Annotated in this window: 19 protein-coding genes; 13 read left to right on the top strand and 6 right to left on the bottom strand. The window is 61.5% G+C overall.

What is annotated here, in order from left to right; genetic code table 11:
- Position 1: 1 nt before the first annotated feature.
- From KVT37_RS27175 to KVT37_RS27150, 6 genes are all read left to right on the top strand, one after another.
- A complete protein-coding gene (locus tag KVT37_RS27175; protein WP_217578094.1) occupies positions 2–2,266 on the top strand; it encodes a xanthine dehydrogenase family protein molybdopterin-binding subunit in 2,265 nt (754 codons plus the stop codon).
- A 16-nt stretch (positions 2,267–2,282) separates the two neighbouring features.
- Positions 2,283–2,528 (top strand): MoaD/ThiS family protein, encoded by a 246-nt coding sequence (locus KVT37_RS27170; protein ID WP_217578093.1) that lies wholly within the window; start codon positions 2,283–2,285, stop codon positions 2,526–2,528.
- Between the two features lie 260 nt (positions 2,529–2,788).
- On the top strand, positions 2,789–4,195 hold the full coding sequence (locus KVT37_RS27165; RefSeq protein ID WP_217578092.1) for an N-6 DNA methylase: 1,407 nt from the start codon (positions 2,789–2,791) through the stop codon (positions 4,193–4,195).
- Positions 4,192–5,790: a restriction endonuclease subunit S gene (locus tag KVT37_RS27160; RefSeq protein ID WP_217578091.1), complete on the top strand. Its 1,599-nt coding sequence runs from the start codon at positions 4,192–4,194 to the stop codon at positions 5,788–5,790. The genes KVT37_RS27165 and KVT37_RS27160 overlap by 4 nt, the downstream gene beginning before the upstream one ends.
- Entirely contained in the window at positions 5,787–7,346 is a 1,560-nt protein-coding gene (locus tag KVT37_RS27155; protein WP_217578090.1) for an AAA family ATPase, read from the top strand. Before KVT37_RS27160 ends, KVT37_RS27155 begins: the two co-directional genes overlap by 4 nt.
- Positions 7,343–8,179, top strand: a complete 837-nt coding sequence (locus tag KVT37_RS27150) for a hypothetical protein (protein ID WP_217578089.1) — start codon at positions 7,343–7,345, stop codon at positions 8,177–8,179. Before KVT37_RS27155 ends, KVT37_RS27150 begins: the two co-directional genes overlap by 4 nt.
- Before the next feature lie 271 nt (positions 8,180–8,450).
- Here KVT37_RS27150 and KVT37_RS27145 read toward each other — a convergent pair whose 3' ends face one another.
- From KVT37_RS27145 to KVT37_RS27130, 4 genes are all read right to left on the bottom strand, one after another.
- Positions 8,451–8,858: a DOPA 4,5-dioxygenase family protein gene (locus KVT37_RS27145; RefSeq protein ID WP_217578088.1), complete on the bottom strand. Its 408-nt coding sequence runs from the start codon at positions 8,856–8,858 to the stop codon at positions 8,451–8,453.
- An 85-nt stretch (positions 8,859–8,943) separates the two neighbouring features.
- Positions 8,944–9,702 (bottom strand): Stf0 family sulfotransferase, encoded by a 759-nt coding sequence (locus KVT37_RS27140; protein WP_254634289.1) that lies wholly within the window; start codon positions 9,700–9,702, stop codon positions 8,944–8,946.
- A 328-nt stretch (positions 9,703–10,030) separates the two neighbouring features.
- On the bottom strand, positions 10,031–12,184 hold the full coding sequence (locus KVT37_RS27135; protein WP_254634288.1) for an ABC transporter ATP-binding protein/permease: 2,154 nt from the start codon (positions 12,182–12,184) through the stop codon (positions 10,031–10,033).
- A gap of 372 nt (positions 12,185–12,556) precedes the next feature.
- Positions 12,557–14,530, bottom strand: coding sequence for a bifunctional diguanylate cyclase/phosphodiesterase (locus tag KVT37_RS27130; RefSeq protein WP_217578087.1), 1,974 nt, complete (start codon positions 14,528–14,530; stop codon positions 12,557–12,559).
- A 443-nt stretch (positions 14,531–14,973) separates the two neighbouring features.
- Between KVT37_RS27130 and KVT37_RS27125 the strand changes: the two genes are divergently transcribed.
- The 4 genes from KVT37_RS27125 (at position 14,974) to KVT37_RS27110 (ending at position 17,927) form a co-directional block, all read left to right on the top strand.
- Complete coding sequence (locus KVT37_RS27125; RefSeq protein WP_217578086.1) at positions 14,974–15,474, top strand: hypothetical protein; 501 nt, start codon at positions 14,974–14,976, stop codon at positions 15,472–15,474.
- A gap of 105 nt (positions 15,475–15,579) precedes the next feature.
- A complete protein-coding gene (locus tag KVT37_RS27120) occupies positions 15,580–16,413 on the top strand; it encodes an SPFH domain-containing protein (RefSeq protein ID WP_217578085.1) in 834 nt (277 codons plus the stop codon).
- A complete protein-coding gene (locus KVT37_RS27115; protein WP_217578084.1) occupies positions 16,410–16,946 on the top strand; it encodes a hypothetical protein in 537 nt (178 codons plus the stop codon). Before KVT37_RS27120 ends, KVT37_RS27115 begins: the two co-directional genes overlap by 4 nt.
- Before the next feature lie 30 nt (positions 16,947–16,976).
- On the top strand, positions 16,977–17,927 hold the full coding sequence (locus KVT37_RS27110; protein ID WP_217578083.1) for a GNAT family N-acetyltransferase: 951 nt from the start codon (positions 16,977–16,979) through the stop codon (positions 17,925–17,927).
- A 25-nt stretch (positions 17,928–17,952) separates the two neighbouring features.
- Here the strand turns inward: KVT37_RS27110 and KVT37_RS27105 are convergent, their stop codons facing one another.
- Complete coding sequence (locus tag KVT37_RS27105) at positions 17,953–18,858, bottom strand: alpha/beta hydrolase (protein WP_217578082.1); 906 nt, start codon at positions 18,856–18,858, stop codon at positions 17,953–17,955.
- 870 nt (positions 18,859–19,728) lie between these two features.
- Here KVT37_RS27105 and KVT37_RS27100 point away from each other — a divergent pair.
- From KVT37_RS27100 to KVT37_RS27090, 3 genes are all read left to right on the top strand, one after another.
- Complete coding sequence (locus KVT37_RS27100) at positions 19,729–21,492, top strand: toll/interleukin-1 receptor domain-containing protein (RefSeq protein ID WP_217578081.1); 1,764 nt, start codon at positions 19,729–19,731, stop codon at positions 21,490–21,492.
- Complete coding sequence (locus tag KVT37_RS27095; protein WP_217578080.1) at positions 21,473–22,357, top strand: hypothetical protein; 885 nt, start codon at positions 21,473–21,475, stop codon at positions 22,355–22,357. The genes KVT37_RS27100 and KVT37_RS27095 overlap by 20 nt, the downstream gene beginning before the upstream one ends.
- A 188-nt stretch (positions 22,358–22,545) precedes the next feature.
- Complete coding sequence (locus tag KVT37_RS27090) at positions 22,546–23,694, top strand: amidohydrolase (protein ID WP_217578079.1); 1,149 nt, start codon at positions 22,546–22,548, stop codon at positions 23,692–23,694.
- A 6-nt stretch (positions 23,695–23,700) separates the two neighbouring features.
- On the opposite strand, the gene KVT37_RS33955 is transcribed toward KVT37_RS27090, so the two are convergent.
- Positions 23,701–26,229, bottom strand: coding sequence for an autotransporter domain-containing protein (locus KVT37_RS33955; protein WP_308642776.1), 2,529 nt, complete (start codon positions 26,227–26,229; stop codon positions 23,701–23,703).
- Between the last annotated feature and the right edge of the window lie 266 nt (positions 26,230–26,495).

The following is a 26,495-nucleotide window of genomic DNA, read 5'->3' as shown; positions in this document are numbered from 1 at the left end:
GATGAATTTCGATCCGCGCTACTCCGGACGCAATTTCTCCTCGGTCGGCACGCGCCCTATCCGCCCCGACGGCATCGACAAGGTGACCGGACGCGCCCGCTACGGCGCCGACTTCAACATGGCCGGGCAGCTGGTCGGCCGGATCCTGCGCAGCCCGCATGCGCATGCGGTGATCAAGAAGATCGACACCTCCAAGGCGGAAAAGCTCGCCGGCGTGAAGGCGGTGATCACGGCGAAGGACCTGCCGGACCTCACCGACGGCGATGCCGCCATGTACGACATCCTCGACAATTCGATGGCGCGCACAAAGGCGCTCTATGACGGCCATGCGGTGGCCGCGGTGGCGGCGATCGACGCCCGCATCGCCCGCCAGGCGCTGAAGCTGATCGAGGTCGACTATGAGGTGCTGCCGCATATCACCGATGTCGATGAGGCCGCGCAGCATCACGCGCCGCTGATCAACGACCAGATCTTCACCGAGGGCCTGGAGGAAAAGCCGGCGAAACCTTCCAACGTCACCAAGCGCACGCAGTTCGGCCATGGCGACGTGCACAAGGGTTTCGCCCAGGCCGATTTCATCGTCGAACGCTCCTTCAAGACCGAGCAGACGCATCAGGGCTATATCGAGCCGCATGCCTGCGTGGCGAGCGTCAACCCGGACGGCACCGCGGACCTTTGGGTCTGCACGCAAGGCCATTTCGTCTACCGCCAGCACTGCGCCCAGCTGCTTGGGCTCGAAGCCTCGAAGCTGCGCGTCACCTCGTCGGAGATCGGTGGCGGTTTCGGCGGCAAGACCCATGTCTGGGCCGAGCCGGTGGCGCTTGCATTGTCCAGAAAGGCCGGCCGTCCCGTAAAACTGGTGATGACCCGCGACGAAGTCTTCCGCGCCTCGGGCCCGACCAGCGCCACCTCGATCGACGTCAAGATCGGCGCCAGGAAGGACGGCACCATCACCGCCGCGGAAGCGACGCTGCGCTATAGCTGCGGCCCCTACGCCGGCTCCTGGGCCGAGATCGGCGCCATGACGGCGTTCGCCTGCTACAACCTCGAAAACGTCAAGACGGTCGGCTACGAAGTGCTGGTCAACCGGCCGAAGACGGCGGCCTATCGCGCGCCGTCGGCGCCCATGGCGGCCTTCGCGGTGGAAAGCGCGGTCGACGAGCTTGCCCACGAGCTCGGCATGAACGCGGTGGATTTCCGCATCAAGAACGCCGCGCAGGAAGGCACGCGCGCCTCCTACGGCCCGGTCTACGGGCCGATCGGCATTGGCCCGACGCTGGAAGCGGTGAAGAACCATCCGCACATGAAGGCGCCGCTCAAGGCGAACCAGGGGCGCGGCATGGCCTGCGGCTTCTGGTTCAATTTCGGCGGCCAGACCTGCACGGACCTGAACATCGGCATGGACGGCTCGGTGTCGTTGGCTGTGGGCACGGTGGATGTCGGCGGCTCCCGCGCCTCGCTGTCGCTGGTGGCGGCGGAGGAACTCGGCATCGACTATTCCCAGGTGAAGGCGATCGTCGCCGACACGTCTTCGCTCGGCTACAACGACATGACCGACGGCAGCCGCGGCACCTTCTCGTCCTCGATGGCGACGATCTCGGCCGCGCGCAACGCGATCAAGATCCTGCGCGACCGCGCGGCGCAGATGTGGGACATTCCGGTCGACGACGTCGTCTGGGAGAAGGGCCACGCGATCGCCAAGGGCGAGAAATACGGCAACCTCTCGCCGCTGTCGCTGAAGGACATCGCGGCCAAGTCGGGCACGACCGGCGGGCCGATCGCCGGCCATAGCGAGCTCGTCGCCGACGGCGCCGGCGTCTCCTTCGCCACCCATATCTGCGACATCGAGGTCGACCCCGAGACGGGCGCGACCCGGGTGATCCGCTACACGGTGGTGCAGGATGCCGGCAAGGCGGTGCACCCGACCTATGTCGAGGGCCAGTACCAGGGCGGTGCGGCGCAAGGCATCGGCTGGGCGCTCAACGAGGAGTATATCTACGGCAAGGACGGGCGGCTGCAGAATGCGGGCTTCCTCGACTACCGCATCCCGGTCTGCTCCGACCTGCCGATGATCGACACGCAGATCCTGGAAATCCCCAACCCCAACCACCCTTATGGCGTGCGCGGCGTGGGCGAAACCTCGATCGTGCCGCCGCTGGCGGCGATCGCCAACGCGGTGTCGAACGCGGTCGGCGTGCGCATGACGCATATTCCGATGTCGCCGCCGAGGATTCTGGCGGCGCTCGACGCGGAGCGGGAAGGCTGAGAGGTATCCGACGGCGATGGTGGAGGTCACCCTTTGGGGCTCGCTCAGCGCCGTCGCCGGAGGCAAGTCCAGGCACGACATCGAGGCCAAGGACATAAGGGAGCTGTTCCGCAAGCTGGCGGAACAGTATCCCGGCATAGAGCCATGGATCGATCGCGGGATCGCTGTGGCGATCGACGGGACGATTTATCGGGATACGTGGAGTAAGGAGTTGCCGCCGGGGGCGGAGATTTTTCTGCTGCCGAGACTGGCGGGGGGGTGACGCAGGGGAGGAGACTCGGTCCGAGATAGAATCCGCACCTCGAGCTTGGCCGAACCTGACTCTATCGATCGCGGCCTTCTGCGGACCGTTAACGCGAGTCGGCCCGCCCCCCCCGTAAGACGACATCGCTGACGTAGCGGCACGAGCGGCGTCAGCGCCCAAATCGATCACGACGAGGAAGTCTCTTCGCTGTGTCGCAGGCTCGCGAGTTAGGATATGAAGCTGGGTTGGGACCTAGAATTGCAAATAGAGGCCATCTCGTGAACACTGCTGACTTCGGCGCGAAATTGTGGAGCCTTTGCCACGTCCTTCGCGACGATGGAATTGTCTATCACAAGTATCTGTCAGAACTCAGTTATTTGCTGTTTTTAAAAATGGCTGATGAGAGCGACTCGGAGGCCGACCTTCCTCCCGGGTGCCGTTGGCGCGACCTCCGGGCGAACAGTGGGCCTGGGATGGTTAGCTTCTATCGAAAGATGCTGACGCGTCTGGGAGAGGATGCCGCCAATGACCGAATTCGTCGCATTTTCGCTTTCCCGACCACGGTATTCTCTCATGATGAAAACCTCGCCAAGGTGTTCCGATCGATGGACGGGCTCGATTGGCACTCAATCGGCGCCGACAGGTTCGGCGATCTCTATGAATATCTGCTGGAGCGCGCTAGCACCGAAGCCCGTGCAGGGGCTGGGCAGTACTTCACCCCTCGAGCGCTGGTAGATTGCTTGGTTGATATTATGCGGCCCGTAGCTGGTGAGATCATTCAGGATCCGGCTGCCGGTACGGGTGGCTTTCTCGTTGCCACCCAGCGCTATCTACTTCGAAGTGACCCAGTAGTTTCTTCAAAAACAACATTCGAAGGTGTAGAGATAGAGCGCGATACTTACCGTCTTTGCCTCATGAACTTCTTTCTACACGGGATGACCGGAGTATTGATCAATGGCGACGCGCTCACTCGCGACGCCGACGGCCTTCAGCCCGCCGACCTCATTCTTGCAAACCCCCCATTCGGTAGTTCCGGGGGCGGAGCGCGCGCGCGAAGGACCGATTTGAAGGTCGTAACCTCGAACAAGCAACTACTATTTGTTCAACATATCTATCGCTCGCTAAAGCCGGGAGGGCGTGCTGCCGTTGTGGTGCCTGACAACGTCTTGTTCGAGACGGGCGCCGGCCGTCGAGTGCGCAAGGAGTTATTCGACACTTGTGACGTGCATACCATCCTTCGACTCCCGGTTGGAATCTTCTACGCCACAGGGGTAAGCACTGTGGTTTTAATCTTCACTAAGTCACAGCCGGATCGGCTGACAGGCAACGATCGACTATGGGTCTATGACCTCCGCAGCAATTATCCCAAGCTCGGTCGTGGAAATCAATTCGATGCGTCGAGCCTCGCCAACTTCAAGTCATTCTACGGCCAAGATCCACTTGGTAAGTCGTTTCGTCCTGAACAGGGAAAGGACTTCCACTCTTGGACGAGACAGGACATTATCGATCGTGACTATGACCTAAACCTCGTTCGTTCCTCGGAGCACAATGTTGAAGATGTCGCCGACCCCGAAGAGTTGGCAATAGCAATTGCTGACCGATTGCGCGAGGCCCTGTCTGAGATAGAAGGTTTGGCCTCCGACCTAGCAGACCTCCGCAAGCCAGCGACCGCGGGTTCGACGTGACAATAGCACGCTGGGACATACCGGGTGACTGGACGTGGTCCACTATCGCCGACATTGGTGACGTCCATAGTGGAGGCACGCCACCAGCGCATCAAGCCTCGAACTTTTCCGAAGTTGACGGCATTCCTTGGATCACACCCGCAGATATGTCGGGTCACAGTGAAACCTACATAGTGCGAGGGCGCCGAAACCTTACTGCTGACGGCCTTAGGTCATCAGGCGCACGGCTCTTGCCGGCTGGCACAGTGGTGTTTTCGTCGCGGGCGCCAATAGGCTACTGTGCAGTCGCAGCTAATGCGCTTTCCACCAGTCAGGGTTGCAAGAATATCGTCTTGAATAGCGGCAACGTGCCAGAATATCTGATGCACTACCTTCGTTATTCAAAGACGTACGCGGAGGGTTTTGCAAGCGGCACGACCTTCCTTGAGCTCTCTGCCGCGAAAGTTAGAACTTTGGCGGTACCTGTTCCGCCACGCGACCAACAAGAAGCAATTTCTGTCGGCTTACAGCATCTGCTAGGACGTATCCGGTCGATTAGAGCTTTACTCGCCCCAATCCCGGACATGGCTGCAGTCCAAGTCGATCGGATTCTTGCCGATGCCTATGAAGGCAGACTGACCGAAGGTTGGCGGCGCGCTACCGTTGTCTCGGCGCCATCATTCTCGCGAGTCGCGGATCTCCTGGCCACGCCAATTCAGAATGGGCTTTCGGTCAAGGGTCGGGACAAGCCACCGGGCGTTCGCGCTCTCCGACTGAGCGCTTTGAGGTCCCGCAGGGTCGATTTGGAAGATGTGCGGTTCCTCCCAATAGATGAGGCGCGGGCCAAGCGATTTTTGCTCAAAGATGGTGATATTCTAGTAAGCCGTGGAAACGGAACGAAAGCTTTGGTCGGACGCGCCGCTCTAACGGACGGACTCGATCAGCCAACCATCTACCCGGACACAGCGTTCAGACTCCGGGCAAACATGGCGCTTGCACTGCCTGAATGGCTCTCTCACATTTTGAACGCGCCCCAAATCCGCCGCATAGTGGAGACCTCAGCGCGAACTACGGCAGGAATTTGGAAGATTAGGCAGTCGGATATAACCGATCTTAATATTCCGGTTCCGGGGCTTGCGGAGCAGCAGGAGGTTATCAATCAAGTTGGCCGTGCTTTGGCACAAATCGACGGCATTTACTGGAGCGTGGCGAACGCGGAGGAAATGCTGAATATCCTTGAGTCGACGGTGCATTCGTTGGCGTTTCGCGGGAACTTTACAAAGTATGCTATAGGAAAGCTGCTTGATGTTACATTGGACGAACTGCGATTACAGGCTGCTGAGACCGATATCCACCCTCCGCCGATCACGCCGGTCGAGTCCTATAGGGGACCTGCAAAGATGAGCCGGGCCTTGAAATCTCGCATTGACCCAGAGGTGCAGAATAAGCCCTACCTTGCCTCGTTACTTGGTGACCAAACAAAGGGGACCTTGCCGGCTAAGGCACTTTTCGAGATTTCGGCGCTATCCATCGTGGATTTCTACAAGCAGCTTACCTGGGAGATTGACAGCGGTCACCTCAAGGAGAGCAAAGACGGGTTTCAGGACGGGCGATGAGGCTGGATAGAGCGGAAATATACGGCTTTCGTAACCTCGACGCTTTCGAGATCACGTTTGACAAACGTCGCTTGACTACAGTTGTTATCGGCGAGAACGCTTCGGGAAAATCGAACCTAATTGAGGCTTTAGTCGAAATCTTCCGCGCTGCCGATCTGGGCGTTAACGTGCATTTTCAGTTCGAGGTAGAATACCGGTTAAGCGGTCGAAAGGTAAAACTTTCTAATAAGAATGGCACCATCGCAGCCACACTTGATGGCAAGGAACTAACTAAGACTGCGCTTGACGATCGGCGCGCGGACGTCTTGCCCGACATGATATTTGGTTACTATTCCGGCAGCAGTCGCCGCCTTGAACGCCTATTTGACGATCATCAACGACGTTACTACAACGTTATTAAAACGAATGAGGATCCGGCCGCCTGCCGTGCGGCATTGGCTGAGCGGCGACTCTTCTATTGCCGTCCGATCCACGGTGTATTCGCGTTGGCGGCCTTCTTCGCTTTCCCTGACCACGAAGTACTCCATTCGCTTAGAGAGAAGCTTAATATTGGCAATTTTGGCTCTGCACTTGCATACTTTCGGGAGCCCTGGTTCGCGAAATCGAAACCTCGCTCCACCCGTGACCCATTCAAACTATGGGGTGCTGCCGGTCCCGCTGGGGCTTGTGCCCGCGCTTGGCTCGATGCGGCCTATTATCCGATTGACCTTGAGGATCAACCTCGAGACGACTATCGCGACAAGGATGAAAGTGAATCACAGCTTGCATGCTTCATTCGATCGAGCGCGGATTTGGCCAAGCTAGCAGCTAATTATTACGATGATTCTGACATGTTTGCCGCCCTTGAGGCCGCCGACATTTCCGACTTATTCAGAGACCTGCTGCTATGGGTCTCACGGTCAAACGAAGGCCACGAGATCGGCTATTCGGAACTCTCGGATGGCGAACGACAGCTTCTCATGGTCTTAGGGCTAACCCGAATTTCCAGAGGCAAGCGGGTGCTTTTTCTGCTCGACGAGCCTGACACACATCTAAATCCGTCTTGGCAACTCGAATACCTCAAGTTGATCAAGAGTTGGACAGGTCAGGACGAAGAGGCAGATAATTGCCAATTCATATTGACGTCCCACAACCCTCTGACGATTGCCGCTCTCAAGAAGGAGGAAGTGCGCGTGATGTCCAGCGCAAGCGGTGAGGCCCGAGCCTATCAACCCAGGGTCGATCCGCGCGGGCTTGGATTTTCCGGCGTGCTCGTGGACGTTTTCGGCCTACAAAGCGCAATCGATGAGCCGACCAGAGACCTCATTGACGAACGCAATACGCTAGTCCGACAAGAGGCTCTGACATCGAAGCAGAAGGCACGACTTGAAACGCTTACGTTCGAATTGGCAAACATGGGCATTACCTACGAGCACAGGGATAGGCTGTATCGAGAGTTTCTGAGGCAATTTGATAAACTTCAATTGGAAGGCGACCGCCCGTTGACGCCAGATGAGCTTGAGGAAATGGCAAAAGAATCTGAGCGATTGGTTAAAGAGATCCGCAGTCGCCAATGATCTTTGTCAAGCGCGACCTCAGCAAAGTCGATCCGAATGTTATGGCGGCAGCAGTAGCAGCCAGTGCCGCTTTGGATGCCATTATCGATCCAACGGACCGTAGGACTTTCATCGATTCCAACCAAGCTGTGTGGACAGCCTTTAGGTCAGCGCTGCTACAGATGTCACACAGGAAGTGCTGGTATTCTGAGTCCTTTGAGGCGGTGTCGCGCTACGATGTCGATCATTTTCGCCCAAAAGGAAAGGCTCGCATCAGCCGAGAAGAAACGAGTGAAGGATATTCATGGCTTGCTTTTGACCCAAGCAATTTCGTTCTGGCCGGACAGTTATGTAATCAGGCCAATCGCGAATATTCAGACATCACGGTAGGAAAAGCTAACTGGTTTCCGCTTTATGATCCATCTAAGGCTGCGACGCTCGCGAATCGTGACTACAGCGAAGAGGCACCGATCCTTCTAGATCCAACGGACAAACAAGCGCCAGCCTTGTTAGAGTTCAATGAGGATGGGACAGTTCAACCGAATTCCTCCCTCGCGCCAGACTATCAGTCCCAGATCAACTGGGCCATTGAGCTCTTGGGCATACGGCAAACTCAGCTAAACGATGCGCGTCGCCAGCACCGCACAACTTGTAGAGTTCTCGTTCGCATTTATAAAGGCATCTTTCGCAAACCCCCGCACGCTCGCACCGATGAGGAACGGGAGAATCTGAAAAATATTGCTGAAGAGTTGCTTGCGTTGGGTAGCGCCAAGTCTCAATTTAGCGCGATGACACGTGCCCTTCTGCTTGCGGAAGGATTACCGCAGTTCGTCATACATGATGAATACGATTAAACATTAGAGATCGGGTTCACTTAAGGCTGTTCGTCGGCAATCCGCTCGCGATAGGACCAGCAGCGTGCGGCCGGATGGTTCGGGACATCGGCCAATCGGAGAGCCCACCGAGCCGCGGAACTTTCGGCGGCGGAATGCTGGCAGCGTAGGCCAAGATCGTGCTGTTGTGCGGGTCGCTGTGGAAGCCAAGCTCGGCCTTCGACGCCCTACGCCGCCTTTCCCTCGATCCGGCCTCTAGTTAGCCGCAGCCCAGTTAATCGAGGCGCCCCCCTCACACCTCCAACCTCGGCTGCGTATTCACCTCCAGCGCCTCTTCCGCCTCGTCCTCCTCGCCCAGCACCTCGCCATGCACGCCGAGCGCGCGGCCGATCCAGATCGGGTCGATCAGGTGGTCGCGCTTGGGGTTGGTGGTGTTGGGGTGGATGAGGATGCTCAAGCCGCCGTGGTTCAGCATCAGCCAGGGCACCAGCGTGGCGAAGATCTCGGTGGCGAAGGAGACCTGGTACATGGCCTGCTCGTGCGGGCCGACCGGCTCGTCGCGCCAGTTGCCGAGGCGCACGCGGAAGCGTTCGCCGATGCGCTCGCGCAGCCATTCGGCGTGTTGGCGCTCGGCCGCGCCGCCGTAATAGATGTGGGCGTGGTAGCTGGCGATCTCGGCGAGTTGCCTGACTTCGCTCATTTCGGTGTTTCCCCTTCGATTATTTTCTGCCCGGCAAGAGACTAGCGCAAGCGCGGCCGGCTTGTCTGCACTTACCGCAGCCGCCTTAGAATTGTCTTCGGCTCAGCGGCCGCTTCAGGGCGATGCGGGCGAAGTTTTGCAGCGTGCGCGGCACCGGCGGCTCCTCGATCGCCTCGATGGCGCCCCTCTCCGCCGACGTTTGCCGGAAACGCGCCACCCAGTCCTCGGTGAGCTCGTCGCGCTGCACCGCGAAGCCGGAAACCGGCACGTATGCCGGCACGGGCACGCCGAGCAACTCGGCGACGGCTTCGACATAGGGCTGGGGATCGGCCAGCAGATCCTCGTAGACGAAATGCCGGGAGGGCCATTGCGAAAGGTCGAGATAGGCCCGCCAGAACGCGTAGCTCTGCTCGATCTGGAAGAAGGCGCGGCTGATGCCGGCGAAGCTGTATTCGACCCCAGGCCCGGCGCCCCCGCTTGTCCAGGTGTTCGAAACACTGGCGCGGTAGAAGGAAATGGCCTGCCGAAGACGGTCGCGGCGTTCGAGCGTTATGAAGCCCAGATCGTGTTGCTTGCGCATTTCGAGCAGGAAGTCCTTGCCGCATCTGCCCTTGGACCAGGCCAGCTGGCGCGGAAACACTTTTAGGGCGAAGCAGCCGTTTTCGGTCGAGGCCTTGCGCAGGACCGTTTCTTCGAGCGCGTCATAGCTGCGCGGCCCGGAGCCGATATGGGACGGCTTCAGCCATTCCCTCGAATGGCCCATGAGGCCCGTCGCATTCGTCAGGCTGGCGAGCCAGCTCGAACCGCTCCTTGCCTCGGTTAGGACCGCAACCCCCTTCACCATGCCCCCTTCTTGCGCATGCAGCACAACGGCGACAATGCGCCTCGCCTCGATTACAGACGCCGTGTCGGGTGACGTCAAGGTTGTTGGCCGGGCGCAGGCGTCTCGGATAATCGCATACGCCGGCGCTGCCCCCGCTCCGTCTCGGCGCTGCGCGCCGAGCCACCTCTCCCCCGCTCCCGCGGGGGCGAGGAAATGCTAATCGCCAAGAGCGCGGCCTCTGCAAGCTTGGGTTCCTCGCCCCCGCCAAAGGCGGGGGAGAGGTGGCTCGGCGAAGCCGAGACGGAGCGGGGGAGCGCGGTCTGCGATTGCGCACAGCGTCGGAACGCCCCTACCCTTTGCCGTTCGGCCCACTCCCCCACAGCGCCCGCTGGATCAGCCCGCGCTTCCGCTTCCTCGACACCAGCTCGACATCGCTCACCAGCCGCGCCCCGCCCTCGCGCCGTTCCAGCGTGATTTTTCGCGTGTGAAACGCTTCCAGCTCGGCGCGGTGGGCGACGCTGATGATGGTGACCGTGGGCAGTTGCCGGATCACCGTGCGCATCATCTTGTCCTGGCTCTTCTCGTCCAGCGCCGAGGTCGCTTCGTCGAGCACGACGATGTCGGGCGCATGCAGCAAGAGACGCGCGAAGGCCAGGCGCTGCTTTTCGCCGCCGGACAGCGTCTGGTCCCAGGGCGCCTCCTCCTCCAGCCGGTCCTTCAGATAATCGAGGCCGACCTTGTCGAGCGCGGCATTGATCTCCTTGACCGTCCAGTTGTCGGCGGCGGCGGGATAGGCGGTGGCGCGGCGCAGCGTTCCGGACGGGATGTAGGGGCGCTGCGGCAGCATGAAGAGCCGCTTGCCGGGGTGGAAATCGACGCTGCCGCTGCCCCAGGGCCACAGCCCGGCGATGGCGCGCACCAGCGTCGACTTGCCGGAGCCGGATTCGCCTGAGACCAGCACGCGCTCGCCGGGCTCGATCGCCACCTCGGTTTCCTTGACCACCGAGGTGCCGTCGTCGAGCGTCACCGAGAGATCGTCGAGGCTGAGGATCGCCCCGTTCCTGGTCTCGCCGCGCTGGATGCGGCCGAGCGTGTCGTTCTCCTCGGCGCGCTCCAGCCCGTCGAGCGACATCATCAGCGAGGCGATGCGGCGGGCCGAGGCGTTCCAGTCGGCGAGCCGCGGATAATTGTCGACCAGCCAGCCGAAGGCGCCCTGCACGATGGCGAAGGCGGAGGCCGCCTGCATCACCTGGCCGAGCGACATCGAGCCGTCGAGGAATTTTGGCGCGCATAAAAGCACCGGCACCACCGGCGCGAACAGGCTGGAGACTTGCGAGACGAGCGCGGTGCGCATGTGCTGGCCGGTGAGCCGCGCCCAGCGGCCGAGCACGGCGGCGAAGGTGCGGTCGATGCCGGCGTTCTCCTCCTCCTCGCCGCCCAGCAGCGCGATGCTCTCGCCGTTCTCGCGCACGCGCGTCAGCACGTAGCGGAACTCGGCTTCCGTCTGGTTCTTCTGCTCGGAAAGCTCGACGAAGCGGCGGCCGATGGCGAACATCGAGGTCGAGGTGATGGCGGCATAGATGACGGCGGTGACGACGAGGAAGCCGGGCACGGTGATGACCGAGCCGCCCAGCGAAAAACTCAGCGCGCCGCCGATGGTCCACAGGACGACGATGAAGGTCGAGGCAGCCAGGAAGGCGTTGAGCACGCCGGCGACGAAATCGACCGGCGATTCCGTGGCGATCCTGAGATCCTCGGTCAGGCGCGCCTCGGGGTTGGCGTGGTCGCCCTTGACGAGGTTGAGCTGGTAGTAGCGGCCGCTGGCCAGCCAGCGCTGGATGACCGCCGTGGTCAGCCAGGAGCGCCAGCGCCGCTGCATGGTCATGCGGATGTAAACCTGCGTGACCACCAGGCTGATGCTGCCGGCGACGAGCGGCAGGAAGATGGCGCTCAGCCAGTAGACGGTGTGGGCGTCGCGCTGCTCGATGGCGTCGAAGATCGCGCGGTTCCAGCGGTTGATGCCGTATTGGAAGCCGACATTGACACAGATCAGCACCAGGAGCCCGATCGTCAGCGGCCAGGCGAGCTTGTCGGCGCGAAAACCCCAATAGCCGCGCCCGCTGATCCAGAAGCGCCGCAGAAGATATTTTTTGCGCGCGCGCTCGGCCTCTTCGGGCGACAGCCGCGGACTGGGCTCCGCCTCCTCCGGCGGCGGCGACCCGGCATGGCCGATGGCCTCGGGCGCGGCGTCGGCGGGTGTATTTTTTTCGCGCGGGCTCTCGCCGGCCGGTGGCTTTGCTTGCCGCGCCTTGTCCTCTTTCAGCCTGTCTTCTGGTTTGTCTTCCGCTGCCCTATCCGCGCGCTTCGGAGCGCCGCGCGGTTTCGACCGGCGCGGCTTTTCGTGGCGCGGGGCATTTGGGCGCGGCGTCGCCGGGCGCGGCTTGCTTTCACCGCGCTCAATGGCGCTGTCGGCCGGTTTCGGTTTGCGCTTGGCCGGGGGCATCGCGCGACAACGGCCCAAAAATCAAAAGGTTTCATGGGAGTGCTGCCCAGGACAACCGCATAGGGCGCTCCCCCTCTCCGTCTCGGCTTCGCCGAGCCACCTCTCCCCCGCCTTTGGCGGGGGCGAGGAACCCAAGTTTTCCGAGGCCGCGCCCTTCGCGATTGGCGTTCCTCGCCCGGGCGATTAGCATTTCCTCTCCCCCACAAAGTGGGGGAGAGGTGGCTCGGCGCACAGCGCCGAGACGGAGAGGGGAGCGCCCTATGCGATTGCGCACGACCTCGGAGCGCTTCCGTCGCCCCGGCCCGGCGCGGCTACCCCTGCCCTTTCGCGGCTGTTTCCAGACCGGATTAGCGTGAATGCCTGCGCGGCAAGTCAGGCGGCGTTGCCGCTGCGGGGACTGCGCAGCGGCTCGAAAACGACCTCGGCGCCGGTCGCGTCGAAAGCCAGCGCATCGCGCATCGGCAGTGCCGGCGAAAACAGATAGCCCTGCGCGATCATGCAGCCCAGCGAGCGCAGGATCATACGGTCGGCGTCGGTCTCGACACCCTCGGCCATCACCTCGATGCCGAGCGTGCGGCCAAGGCCGATGACCGCCTCGACCAGCGCCTGGTCCTCGATCGATTTCGCCAGGTCGCGCACGAAATCCTTGTCGATCTTGATCTTGCGGATGCGGCTGTCCTTCAGCGAGACGAGCGTCGAGAAGCCGGTGCCGAAATCGTCGAGAACGATCGATATGCCGGCATCGGCTAGGTGCCCGACCTTTTCGTCGACCCTGGCGCGGTCGACCGGCGCCTCCTCGGTGATCTCGATTTCGAGCATCGCGGCAGGCACGTTCCTCGCCGTCAGGCCGTTCAGGATCATGTCGTCGACATTGCCGGCCTCGAGCTCGCGCGGCGAAAGGTTCATCGCCACCCGCACATCCGGGCGTCCCTGCCGCACCAGCTCCGCGATCATGGCGCAGCAATTTGAAAACACCGTCTCGGTCAGAAGCGAAAGCAGGCCGGTCTCGCGCGCGGCGGTGACGATCTCGGGCGGCGAGATGGCGCCGTGGACCTCGTGATGCCAGCGCAGCAGCGCCTCGAAGCCGACGACCGCGCTGGTGTCGAGGCGCACCAGCGGCTGAAACCAGGAACAAAGAGCACCGTTTTCAATAGCCCCACGCAGATCGCGCTCGATGCAGTTCTTGCGCTCCAGCGCGGCGTCGAGCCCGGCGTCGAACAGGTAATATTCGTTCCTGCCGCCGCGCTTGGCGGCGTAGAGCGCGAAATCCGCCTTGAGCAGCATCTCGGTCAGGCGCGGCTTTTCCGACTGATAGATCCCGACCGACGCGCCGACGCGCACGGAGTTCAGCTCCGGATCCGGATTGGCGATGGCCGCGATGATGGCCGACGCAAGCTCGCCCACCTGCTGCCCGGATTTTTCGGCGGAGAACAGCAGCACGAACTCGTCGCCGCCGATGCGCGCGATCGTGGCACCCTGCGGAGCATGGGCCTCGATCCTGCGCGCCACCTTGACCAAAAGGTCGTCGCCGATGGTGTGGCCATAGGTGTCGTTGACGGATTTGAAGCCGTCGAGATCGATCAGCATGGCGACGAACGGGCCATCGGAAAGGCCGAGCTCGCGGATCGCCTGTTCAAGCCCGTAGCGGTTGAGCAGATTGGTCAGCGGGTCGCGCCTGGAGTTGCGCTCCATCTCGGCGGCGAACTCGCGCGCCTCGTATTTGAGACGGCTGGTCTCCTGGAAACGGGATTGTCCCAGAAGCGCGCTTCGGATCATGCCGCCGAGGAACATCGCGATGGTGAAGGCCAGCACATAATTGGCGACGCCGCCATTCGCCAGCACGCAGCCGGCGGCGATGATAAGCGGCAAGGTGATGAAGTTGATCGAAGCCGGCGCGTAGGAGGTGCCGTAGGTGACCGAGCCGGCCGCGGTGCCGGCTAGCACGATCAGGTAGAGCGGCGCCTCGGCCGTGGTGTATCCGTCGCTGAGCAGCGCCAGAAATGACCAGGCGATGCCCGAGGCGAGCGCCAGCAGGCCGTAGACCGACAGCCGGGCGCGAACGGCCTCCGGCCTGTCGTCGGCGGCGCCGGACTGGGCGATGGCCAGCACTAGGCGCGCCCCGTTGATCAGGGCGATCGCCGTGAACCACAGCACCGCGGCAAGGCCGCCGCCGGAGATCAGCTGGACCACCAGGATCAGCGCCGAGAGCACCGTGCCGACGGGCATCGAGATGAAGACGCACTTGCTCAGATCGGCGAGCTGGTCGCGCAGGATGCCGCCTTCCACGGCTTCGCTCTGTCCCTCCGAAGAGGGGCCTGCAACCAGCCGCTCGTCATGCTTCGCCATGCTTAACGTGGTTAGGCGAGCGGGATGAAAATCGTGTTAAGGATTCCGGCGGTTAGGGCATATTTCCGCTGCGTAAGAAAATACGCGTGCGACCGTCGAACGCCCGCAAGCGCCCTTGTCGCGGATCGCTCGCGATAATGTGTATGGTCGCCATTTAAGTCTTCCCTTATCAACGACTGAGCATGCCATCCACAGGTTCCGGACAGCCCCGTCCGGGAAGAAAGCATCTTTTTCGATGAGGCAAGGGATGGAGGGGGGACGAACATTCCGGAACAGGTCTTGATCCGCCGCGGGCGGCACCTTCCGGCATCTTCAAGCACGGCAATCAACGCGGACCTCTGAGCGTATCCGGTATCCGCGACAACACGAAAACCGGGATGCCGTCCCGGATTCCGTGACCGGCTGCTGCTTGCCTTGTCCTTCGGTTTGAGCGGGGTCTTTGCATGTCGCATCTTCTGTTTCTGCTGGTGCTCGCCTTCATGGCCTGGCGGTGGTTCGCCAAGGCCCTGGGCGAGAGGAAAGACATTCGGCCGGAACGCGGCCGGGCCGCTTCGCCGCTGTCCGCCGACGATGCGGAGGCCGACGAGATCGCCGATGTCGCCAAGGCGGTCTCCAGCTTCCTCGGCGAGAAGGGTTTTCTGGGCGAAACCGGACTGCTCGGCGAGAAAGGCCTTTTGGGCGAAACCGGCCGGGAGTTGCTCGGCCAGGCTGTCAGCCGCACTTTGCAGGACTCCGGCGTCGCTGGCGAGATCGAGCGCAGAACGACCGAGGTCATGAAGCCGATCAGGCAGGCCAAACAGGCGGCAAAGAAAACGGCGCAGGCGCAGGGCAAGCAACGGGTCAAATATCTGCTCGATGGCGACGGCGGCTATCGGCAGCGCACCGACCGCACCGCCCGGCTGGAACAATCGTTCAGGGGCAAGGGCCTATGCTCGCCGCGCTAGCGCGGCCTACGTCCTTGAATCGCCTATCCGCTCCAACCGTTTGTTTTGCATCGTAAATCCATGAGGCACGCGCGGGGCGTGGCTCCAACCAGCGAGGGAAAGAAAATGGCAATCACCAGACAGGTCATCACATCGTTGCAGCGCGACGGCACGGACGCGCTCGGCACCAGGACCGTGGCGATGAAGATCGTCGACGAGAGCATCGTTTCGGGTTCGCTGCTGACGGTCGAAAGCAACCATTTCTGCATCCTGAAGTCGCGCGGCGCGGTGCTCAACGTCTACGAGACCGGCCAATATGCGCTGCAGACGCCGGACAAGCCGCTGGTCGGCTCGGTCGTGCAAGGGTTCTTCGGCGGGTCGTCGCCCTGGGTCTACGAGGTCATCTACATCAACCGCTCAAAACTCCTGGTGCGCAACGAGGGCGTGGCGACCAGCGCCGAGATGGCGGAGATGTCCTATGTGGTGGACTACTACATCCACATCGACAGCAAGGAAGAGGCGCTCGACCTCATCACCCATATGCCTTTCGCCGGTGCGGTGATCGACACCAAGGAAATCGCCGACTATGCCGGGCCGGCCATCGAGCAGGCGATCAACCAGATCATCCAGATCACCAAGATGGAAAACGTCAACGAGCGGATCAGCGACGTGCGCGAGGCGGTGAAGGCGCATCTCACCGATTTCCTGAAGGTCTACGGCATCATGCTCAACGACCTCAAGGTGCTGATCATGCCGCGCGACGAGCGCATGCGCGAGCTGATCTCGCTGCAGGCGATCGGCCTCAGTCCAATCGAAGCCGTGCGCTATTACCTTGCCTTGCGCATGGCGGACAAAGGCCTGGTCTCGGCGCCCAACGCGGCGGCCGGCGTGCCCTTCCAGATCGGCGGCCAGCCGACGGGCTTCTACCCGCTCGGCGACGAAGTGGGCGCGACGCGATGAGCCGCTTCTACGAGGCCGGGCCGCTCGCCAAGGTCGGGATCAACCTGTTCTACGGCTACGGCTACAATTTCTACCGCCAGGAAAACCAGCTCAGGGCCGACGACCAGCGGGTACGCCAGATGGCGTGCTCGCTGCTCGGCCGCGCTCGGGCGGCGATCGACGACGCCGAGAGCCGCTACCGGCGCGAGAACATCCCGACGCCGACGCGGGCCAATCCGTTCCCCGATCCGGCGATCGTCGCCAACGCCCAGGCGCTGGAGCGGCTGGGACGCGAGGTCGGCGGGCTCGAAGGGCTGATCCGCCACCAGCCGGTGCCCGAGAACGACCGCATGACCCAGCGCTACCGGCTGGAAGCCGCGACACTCGTCACGCTCGCCGAAAAGGACGCGGTGCTGGTCGGCCAGGCGGAGCTGCTGCGCTCGCTGGTCGAGGGCGTGGCGGGCGAAGCGATCCTGGCGAACAAGAGCGAGATCGAGACCGGCATCGCCGCCATCACCACAACATTGCGCGACCGGCAGACGTTTTTGCTTTGAGATCGGTGGCGGGGCCGCCACAACAGGCGGATGAACATCGAACCCGTTGGAGCGACCGCGCTCAGGCTGATGCAGGGCCTTGCCCAGCAAGTCACGGCGCTGCGGCCGGAGTTGCTCAATAGTGACGCCACTGTCGGCGAGCTGGCCTGGGTCTGGGCCAAGGATTTCGACGCGCTCGGCCCCTTCTGGCGGCACCGGCTGTGGTTCGTCGATGGGCGGCTGGCGGCGTGGGGCTGGGCCTGCCTGCCCCACAGGATCCCGCGTGGCGACGGCACGATGCTCGAGGTCGAGACCGCAAATCTGACCTGGCAGACGCATCCGGAGCGCGCGGCGCTGCTCGGCGAAATCCTCGACTGGTATGACGATGTGGCGAACGGTGTCGATCGGCTGCTGACGCTGCAATCCGCCGACGTCGACGCGCAGGCGATCGCCCCCGCGCATGGCTACGCCTTCGATCCGGAAGCCGGCGGGGATGACGGGACCTGGGTGCAGTTCAACACGCGGGAATTGACGGATGTGCCCGATCCGCTGCTGCCCGAAGGCTTCCGGTTCCTGACAGCTGCGGATGCCTCCCCGGCCGACGCCGTCAAGGCGCATTGCGATGCCTGGCAAGCGTCGCGCTTCAACGAGGCGGCGTTCGAGCGCGTGCGGCGGACCTGGCCGTACCGGGCCGACCTGCATGTACTCATCGCCGCGCCCGACGGCACGCTGGCCGCGACAGCCATCATCTGGCTGGATGGGATGACCCGGACCGCCGAATTCGAGCCGGTCGGCACGCATCGCGATTTTCGCCGGCACGGACTGGGCACCGCCTTGCAGTTGCACGGCATGCAGCGCGCAAAAGCAGCTGGCGCGACGCGCATGCTGGTCGCCTGCCGTGGCGCGCCGGCCGATCCGGCCGCCCGCGCCATGTATTACGGCGTCGGTTTCCGCCCGATCAGCCGCGACCTGCCGCAGGTGAAGGTGGCCACAGTTCAATGAGACGCACGATCCCGCTGCCAATGCCCTACAGTTGGTCGCGGACAAACTTGCCGGCGCTCGCAAGGGCGCGGCGACCGGCACTCAATTGCGCATTCCAGACCGGCCAGGCGTGGATCATGTGCGGCCAGATCTCGAGGCGAACCTTGACGTCGGCCGCGCCGGCGGCATCGGCGAGCCGCGTCGCATCCGATAGCAGCGTCTCGGCGGAGCCGACCTGGATCAGCATTGGAGGAAAGCCGCTCAGATCGGCATATAGGGGCGAGATCAGCGGATCACGGCGGTCAACGTCACGGGGAACATAGGCGCTCGCCAGTTCCTCCAGATAGGCGCGGTGAATGATGGGATCGATCGCGTCCCTGGTTGCCAGCGTCGCCCCGGACATCGAGAGGTCCGTCCAGGGCGAGACCAGCCAAAGACAGTACGGCAGCCGCTCGCCCGCCGCGCGCAACCGGCCGACCAGCGACAGGCTGAGATTGCCGCCCGCGCTGTCTCCGCCGACCACGATACGATCCGGCACGACGCCTTGCCGGGCAAGGAAGCGCCATGCCGCGAGCGCGTCTTCGTGCTGCGCGGGAAATGGATGTTCCGGCGCGCGCCGATAGTCGATCGCCAGCGTGCGCATTCGCATTGCCCGGCCGGCCTCGGTCACCATTCGACGATGGCTCTTGATCGAGCCGGAGCAGTAGCCGCCACCGTGGAAGAAGAGCAGCACCTTGTCCTCGTCGCTTCCAGGCGCCAGGGACCACTCCGCGGCGAGGCCGTCGAAGACCACCGCCTCGCATCGTATATCGCCCGCAACCGGCCACGACGAGCCGACCTCGTCGAGCCGCGCCCGCCGTTCGTCCCAGCCCACCGGACGCGGCCTCGACGCCAACAGGGCGCGGATGGCGCCAATCTCCGTCAGATCGAGCTGTTCTTCCGCGTCGCTCATTTGCTTTCTCCAATTCGAAGTCAGCTGGCGGGGGAGCGGTTCACCGCCCGCGAAAATTCCGCTCGATCTCTTTGTTTTTACGCAATTGCGGACGGAAAACCTATCGCGTTTCCTGGACCGTCGTCGAGTTGCCGGATGACGGAAGAGAGGGCTCCGCCGGCCTGGCGTCGTGCCCTGGCGCCTGCCGAGATCCTGAAGCGCCTCGGCAAGGTTCTTCGTCGTTTTCGCCCGGTCCAGCGACGACCGTTCCTCAGCCCGCGTCAGGTTTGACCCTCCAACGGTGTGGAATGTAAGGATGACTCCGGCTCGGCAGGAGGGTCGGCATGGGTCTCGATATAGCGGTTTTTTAAAAGCGTCTCGACGATGGAGCAGGAATTCCCCGGCTATGTGAGGTCATCGACCCCGAAGGCGTTAATCTCGACTGGGACGGGACGAAGTGGTGGCGTGTAGTATTGGTTTGGGAACGTCCCCCACATCGAAGCGCTGAGCATCACAATTGGAGAATATCTCGGCGAGGCGTCCGCTTTGGTGCGGCTTGTTCTCTATTCTAGCGGCGATTTTGGTGACATCATCGAGGAGGCTAGCTTCGGCGAGCTCCAACAGGAATAACGGCCGATCCAGTTAGCAAACGCCCAACTACAATCGGCGAGAACGAACTTGCGACTGCATGCTCGCAACATCGCAATGACGGCTCGCCTGCGTATCCATACCAATCGATTCGGCTGCGCCCCACACTGTAATCGTGCAAAATGGCAAAAATTGCGGTATCATGTAAAATCACCGAAGCTACCCGTTGCACTCGGTGGATGTAACACGATCACCCGGCATGATTATGGCATTACGACCCTATACTTCTAGACGAGCTATCAAATGACCGAAACGGCAAATGCCTCTCTTGCCAGTCGCTCACATGATGACAAATTTTGCGTTTTTCTGTCTTATTCTCGAAAGGATATTGCGTTTGCAGAGCAGCTTGTCTCGGCACTGGAAGCTTTCCACTACAACGTGTTAATTGATAGATTTGGAATTTATGGAGCCGAAAGTTGGCGAGCGCGCTTAGAGGAGTTGATCCTTGAAGCTGATACAGTTGTATTTTTACTGACGCCGAACTCATCGGAGTCAGAAACCTGCAAATGGGAGGTCGAAAGAGCGTCTGAGCTACATAAACGAACCGTTCCCGTACTGATCAGCCCTTTAGGAAGCTCGAAACCTCCCCTGCTTCTTCAAGAGCTAAATTACATTCGCTTCTTTCCGGACCCAGCCGTTCCGGGCTCTGGGTGGGGGGCGGGTTTGGCGCAATTAAACATAGCCCTATCTGTGGATGTGAATTGGATACGGGAACATACCAGAATAGCTGGACTCGCCAGCCGATGGGAGAAAGGTAGTCGGCAACCAGATCTCTTAGTTCGCGGATCAGAACTCGTATCGATGCGCCATTGGCGAAGCGCCAGCCCTCCCAATGCACCAGCGATTACCTCGCTCCAGTCCGCATTTTTGGACGCTAGCGAGACAGCCGAAATAGACAGGCAGAACACGGAACGTGAACGCCTGCAGGAAATGAAGGCGGCTCAGGATGCCCGGGCGCTGGCCCTACTAGAGGCGGAGAAGGCGCTTCAACTGGCCGCTGACGCCCTTCGTCGGCGCTCTCGATGGAGGAATCTCCTGTTTGCTGCAGTCGCGGCAGGGGCGACCATCACAGCAATATTGTTTCTCCAGGCTACAGAAAAGAACAGAGAAGCTACCGCATATCTTAAGCGCGCAACAGCAGCAGAAAAAATCGCTAATTACGCTGAAAGCAACGCAAAAAAATCTGAACTTCACGCAATAGTAAATGAGTTTTCTACAAGTCTTTATGTTATCAAAAACGGATATTCAACCACTTATAACATAAATAACTATTTGGAAACTGGCGTCAGACTTGGATTCTCCCTTATAAATAACAACAGAAATGACGAAGCAATACAGCATCTTAGTAAATTCCGCTCAGATGTGGCCGTACTGTTTCCTCATAGCAATAAATACGGCATCGATTTCTATATAACGCTGGCAGATATAGGCGTATCTATAGCAACATTAAACAAAAAAGAGACCACTGCTAATCGATCATCGATCACCGACAAGCTATTTTTATCGCTCAATAGTCTCAGATACACTGATCAATCGATGGAAATTCGCGACGAGTTAATGGAGGATATTTTCCGAGTATATTTTTACGCTACAAACCTTTTGATCTCCTCTAAACGATACGATCGAGCTTTTCAATTGGCGTTAGACATAGACGAGAGAATATCTTCACGCCCTTCAATCGAAACGGACCTCCCACGACTTGCAATCAGATCGAAGGGGCTCTTGTCTTGGTGCGCCATTCTTGCCAACAAGCCGACCGAGGCGCTACAATACGCAACTCTTGCCAAAAGTATTTTGGAGCGTTTTGACGTCTTGGACATGACGTCTGTCGAGCTAAACTATGGTCACGCACTTTTGATCAACGGCAATGATTTAAAAGCGGAAGCCGAGTACGATCAATTTCCACCAGAAGATGTAAAAAAAGACTTTGAATCAATGCTAGCCGCTGGCTTTTGTTTTCATGTATTTGCCAAATACGGCGTTATCGATGAAAAATGTGGAAAATGAACCAATAGCAAACGCGCCTAAGGAGAAAATCATGAATCGCCCTATAGATATATGTTTGTTCACTCTATTTCTTCTGTTACCGCTACAATTCTGCGAAACCGGCTACGCTAGAACACCTTGTCATATCGCCGATCCAAACGATGCAACTTTGAACGTTCGCGATTCCCCGGGCGGTACTGTGATAAACAGACTTGTTAACGGACGTCTCGTCTACGTAGACGATACGAAAAAAGACAGCCGCGGGCGTAGCTGGGCCCTCGTATCTGGCGACCTGAATTCAGAGTTTCGAACGTGGGGTTGGGTCTTCCAATCTTCGCTTCAATGCATCGACACAAACCGCTTCCCCCGAGAAACCATCTCTGTGAAAGTCTTACATTCGGCCGGCTTACTACCGCAGAGCGCATTTGGATACAAACCATTTCCAATTTCCTGCGACATAGTTCCAAATGGGTGGGGCGTTACGATAAGCAAAGAATTATTTTCACGTTATAAATCAAGAGGATTTTCGGAAACCGCCGTTTGTCTTGGATTAGGAACTGACGGAATTAACTTCGACCCCGAAACGGGCAAGCGACTGCGAGTCTATCAGCAGGCCGGTGATACATTTAACCTACTTTACCCCCTTCATCTACCGGATTGCTTTAAGACCATCAAGATCATTGGCAGTAAAAATCCGCAATATCTCTTGAGATGGCGGCCTACAAACTGTCAAATTCATTTTCATCCAACCACTGGAGTAAAGATTAACGACCCTCGTCTCGTCGAGCTCGCGGCGGGAGGTGAGGCGGGACCCGGAACCGACGAAGACAACCAAAGCAGCACCGTATCTGAGAGCCGCCTGAAGGAAATATTAAATGGAAACTGAGACGCACGGTTCGGCGCGGATGATAAGCGTTCGCGCTAGCCCGTCGGTATCATTGGAGGCGCCATGTTACCTACCTTTTCCGGGCATAGCGCGTATCAGGCTTCATGCGAGTGGTTATAGTGCCTGCAGCTCGGACGACGCGATCGAGGTTGCCGCAGAAGAGTGAAGCCGAACCGGAGCCCCAACCCATGACCCTCACAAACCGAGACCTCATCGAACTCACCGAATGGCGGCGCAAGCTGCATCGGCAGCCGGAGATTTCCAACGAGGAGGAAAAGACGGCCAGCGAAGTTGTCGCCTTCCTCGCCGATACCGGGCCGGACAAGGTGCTGACGGGCTTGGGTGGGCACGGCGTGGCGGCGGTCTATGACAGCGGGCAGGCCGGGCCGACGGTGCTGTTCCGCTCGGAACTCGACGCGTTGCCGATCGAGGAGCTTTCGGGCGTCGCGCATTCATCGCAGGTGCCGGGCAAGTCGCATATGTGCGGGCATGACGGGCACACCGCGATCCTGGCCGCGCTCGGCCGCCAGTTCGGGCGCGACAGGCCGGCGCGCGGGCGCGTCGTGCTAATGTTTCAACCGGCGGAGGAGACCGGTAATGGCGCCGCCGGCGTCGTCGCCGATCCGCGTTTTGCCGAGATCGCGCCGGACTTCGCCTTCTCGTTGCACAATCTGCCGGGCGTGCCGTTCGGCGAGGTGCGGCTCAAGGCCGGCACCGTCAACTGCGCCTCGCGCGGCATGCGCATCGTGCTCGAAGGCAAGACCGCGCATTCCTCGATGCCCGAAACCGGCATCTCGCCGATGCCGGCGGTGAGCGCGCTTATGCCGGCGCTGCCCCCGCTCGGGCGCGGCACTTTCGCGGACGACGATTTCGGCATGATCACCGTTACCCATTGCTCGATGGGTGAAGCCGTGTTCGGCATCGCGCCGGGCTATGCCGAAGTGTGGGCGACGTTGCGCACCCGCCGCGACGAACGCATGGCCGAGCTGGCCGCCTCAGCCGAAGCGCTCGCGGCGGAAATCGCCGCCAAACACGGCCTCGGCGCGCGCTTCGACTATCACGAGATCTTTGTCGCCAGCGTCAACGCGCCGGACGCGGTCGAGCATCTCAACCGCGCGCTCGACGAGGAAGGCGTTGCGCGCAGCGAGGCGAGCTTGCCGATGCGCGCCTCGGAGGATTTCGGCATTTTCGGCCACAGCGCCAAGTCGGCGATGTTCTTCCTCGGCGCCGGCGAAAAGTACCCTTCGCTCCACAATCCCGACTACGACTTTCCCGACGACCTGATCCCGATCGGCGCGCGGATTTTCATGCGCACGGCGCGCAATCTTCTAGGGTAAACGGCGTCACCACGCATAGCGTAGAACCCCCTTGCCGGAATAGGATCGGGTGACGTCGGAGAACTCGCCCTCGAAGCTTGCCGCCACCGACCAGCCGTTCAGCCATTTCCTCTCGACCGCCGCCGTCACCAGCGCGGAGTCCTGCGCCATGGCCGCGCCGTTGACGACGAAGCTGGCGCCGGGCAGCGTCTGGAAGGTCGCGGTCAGGTTCCTGTCCGGATTGAAGTCATGCGCCCAGGCCAGGCGTCCGCGCAGCGTCAGATCGCCGTCGGCCATGGCAAAGGACCTGTCCATGCGCAGGCCGAGCTCGGCGCGGGTGTCGGTGAGGTTTCTGGCGTTGTAAGCCAGCGCGAAGGTATCGGCGCTGCCGCCGACCGCCTGCTCGGCATAGGAGGGCATGTCGAAGGCGGTGAACTGGGCCGCCGCGTAGGGCGTAAAGCCGATGCCGCCGGCGGCAAGGCGATAGCCGCCTTCGAGGCGGCCGGACCACGCATTGGCATCGAATTCACCGCGCAGGTGGTCGGTGCCGGACACGGTCACGAACCGGTCGGTGGTGAAATCCTGCCAGCCATAGGCCAGCGCGCCGGTCAGGTAGGCGGCGCCTGCATTGTGACGGAAGAAAGCGCCAGCCTGGAACAGGTCGGAGCGGCCGCTGCCCTGACCATCGACGCTGAAGCGCGTGCCGCCGCCGGCCACAGCGAAGCCGGCGACCGTATCGGGCGACAGGTGATAGTCGGCGCCGGCGGCGAAGCCGTAGAGACTGGTGCGGGTGTCGTTCGACCCGACAATTGCATTGCCGTCAGTCAGTTGCGAGCCGCCATAGCCCGCCGCCCAGGCGCGCCAACCCTGTTCGACCGGCCGCGACGCCTCATTGGACAACGCCGCGTAGGCGTCGTGCTTGGCCTCGCCTTCTTCGGCATAGCCCAGGCCGCCCGTGGCTTGAGTGTCGGAAGCGCCGCCAACCGGAACGCCGCGCCCGGTAATGAACGGATCGGTGATCAGGCCCAGGAACTGGTCCATGGCATAGAAGGTCGCCTGCTCAGCGCCGGTGCCGACCTCGCCGGAAAGCTGGGTCAGCCCGGCGGGCGTCAGGCCGCCGAACACGATCGGGATGCTGCCGTTGGTGTCGAAGTAGCCGACGACGGCGTCGGCGACATTCTGCTGGTTGACGGAAAGCCCAGAGCCCGGCGGCGGAACGAAATTCAACTCGAGATCGAGATAGGCATGCGTCTGGTCATAGCTGAGCGAGGTGTGGAAGCCGGACGGCAGGTTGCCGTTGAGCGTTGTAGCGTCGAACTCCCCGGTGATGCTGCCGGCGGTCAGGATCGTGTACTGCTTCGCGACATAACTGCCGGTGGCAAAAAGCGGGAAGACGGTGGCGCCGCCGAGCGAGGCGTTGTTGGTGACGTTGGCGGAAGAGGAAGACGTCGGATCGACGACCACGCCATAATAGGCGCCCGACTGCATCGTAAGGCTTGAGAGCGTCATCGAGGATCCGGGCGTGCCGTCGCCCGCCGTGAGGAATCCCCCGGAATTGACCACCGTGGCGCCGATGCTGCCGTTACCGGCAAGATAGGCGCCGCTTTCAACCGTGGTCAGTGACGACGCCGCGATGGAACCGGTCACACCGAGCATGCCCGCGCTTACCGTCGTCGCACCGGTATAGGTGCTTGTCCCAGACAGGATCAGCGTGGCGCTGCCGGCTTTGGTCACCGACCCGCTGCCGGTGATGGCCTGGTCGAGGATCGCGGCCGTCGACTGTTGGAAGGTGAGCGAGCCGGTAAGGGAGATGGCGCCGGTAAGGCCGGACAAGGTGTTGGCGAAGGTGAGGACATTGTCGCCGCCGGTGAAGACGATGCTGGCGGCGCGCATCACGCCGTCGCCGCTCAGTCCGCCCGAGATGCTCCCGGCATTGGTGATGGTCAGATTGCCGCCGACGAGGCCGGCGCCGCCCGCGCCAGGCGCGGCCCCCGCCATGGTGCCGATTCCGGCTGCGCCGCCATTGCCGCCGGACACCGCGCTGCCGATGGTGATCGTGATCCCGCCGAGATCGGTGAGCAGCAACCCGGTTCCACCGCTGCCGCCACTGCCGCCGACGCCTTGGTGGGCGCTTCCGCCGTTGCCGCCCTTGCCTCCCGTAACCGCCAGGCCGAGCGTTCCGAGGTCGCCCGAACCGGCCACCACCGCGCCATAGCCGCCCGCACCGCCACCGCCACCGCCGCTGAGAAGAAACCCTCCCGCGCCGCCATTGCCACCTTTGCCGCCGGTCGCGGTCGCGAGGGGAAGCGTGGCGCCGACGAAGCCGTGAGCGCCGCCGCCACCGCCACCGCCGGAGTTTGTCTCGAATACGGCGTCCGTGCCGTCTCCGCCCGAGGCTCCCGCGATCGGTCCGCCACCGCCGGGCGGTCCGAAGAGCCCAGAGCCGGCGCCACCACTGCCACCGGCCACCCCCGCGCCACCACCACCCCCGCCGCCGCCATAGCCGCTGCCGGCGCCATCTCCACCCTTGCCACCTGCGCCGGTCGCACTATCCACTCCGGCAGCACCGCCAGGGTTAATGGAACCACCCGCGCCGCCATCCGCGAGCGCAGGAGCGACGTCGAATGTTGCGCTTGCCAGGAGCAGTAGCGCCACGCTTCGCGTGATGCCGCGCCGAACAACGGCTCGGCGCGCATCGGGGAAAGTTCGACGTCCGCGCGCAAACGCGGGAGGTGTCGAAGCCACAGGACTTTCATCTGGCCGCTCTGCCGTTGCCGTTTCGTCGCCCACCCGTCCGTCTCCCCTGAAAACAACCGGACAAT

The organism is Mesorhizobium sp. GbtcB19 (assembly GCF_019091085.1).
Classification (GTDB): Bacteria; Pseudomonadota; Alphaproteobacteria; order Rhizobiales; family Rhizobiaceae; genus Mesorhizobium.
Note: the sequence above shows the minus strand (reverse complement) of the source record. Positions and strands in the feature narration are given on the sequence as shown.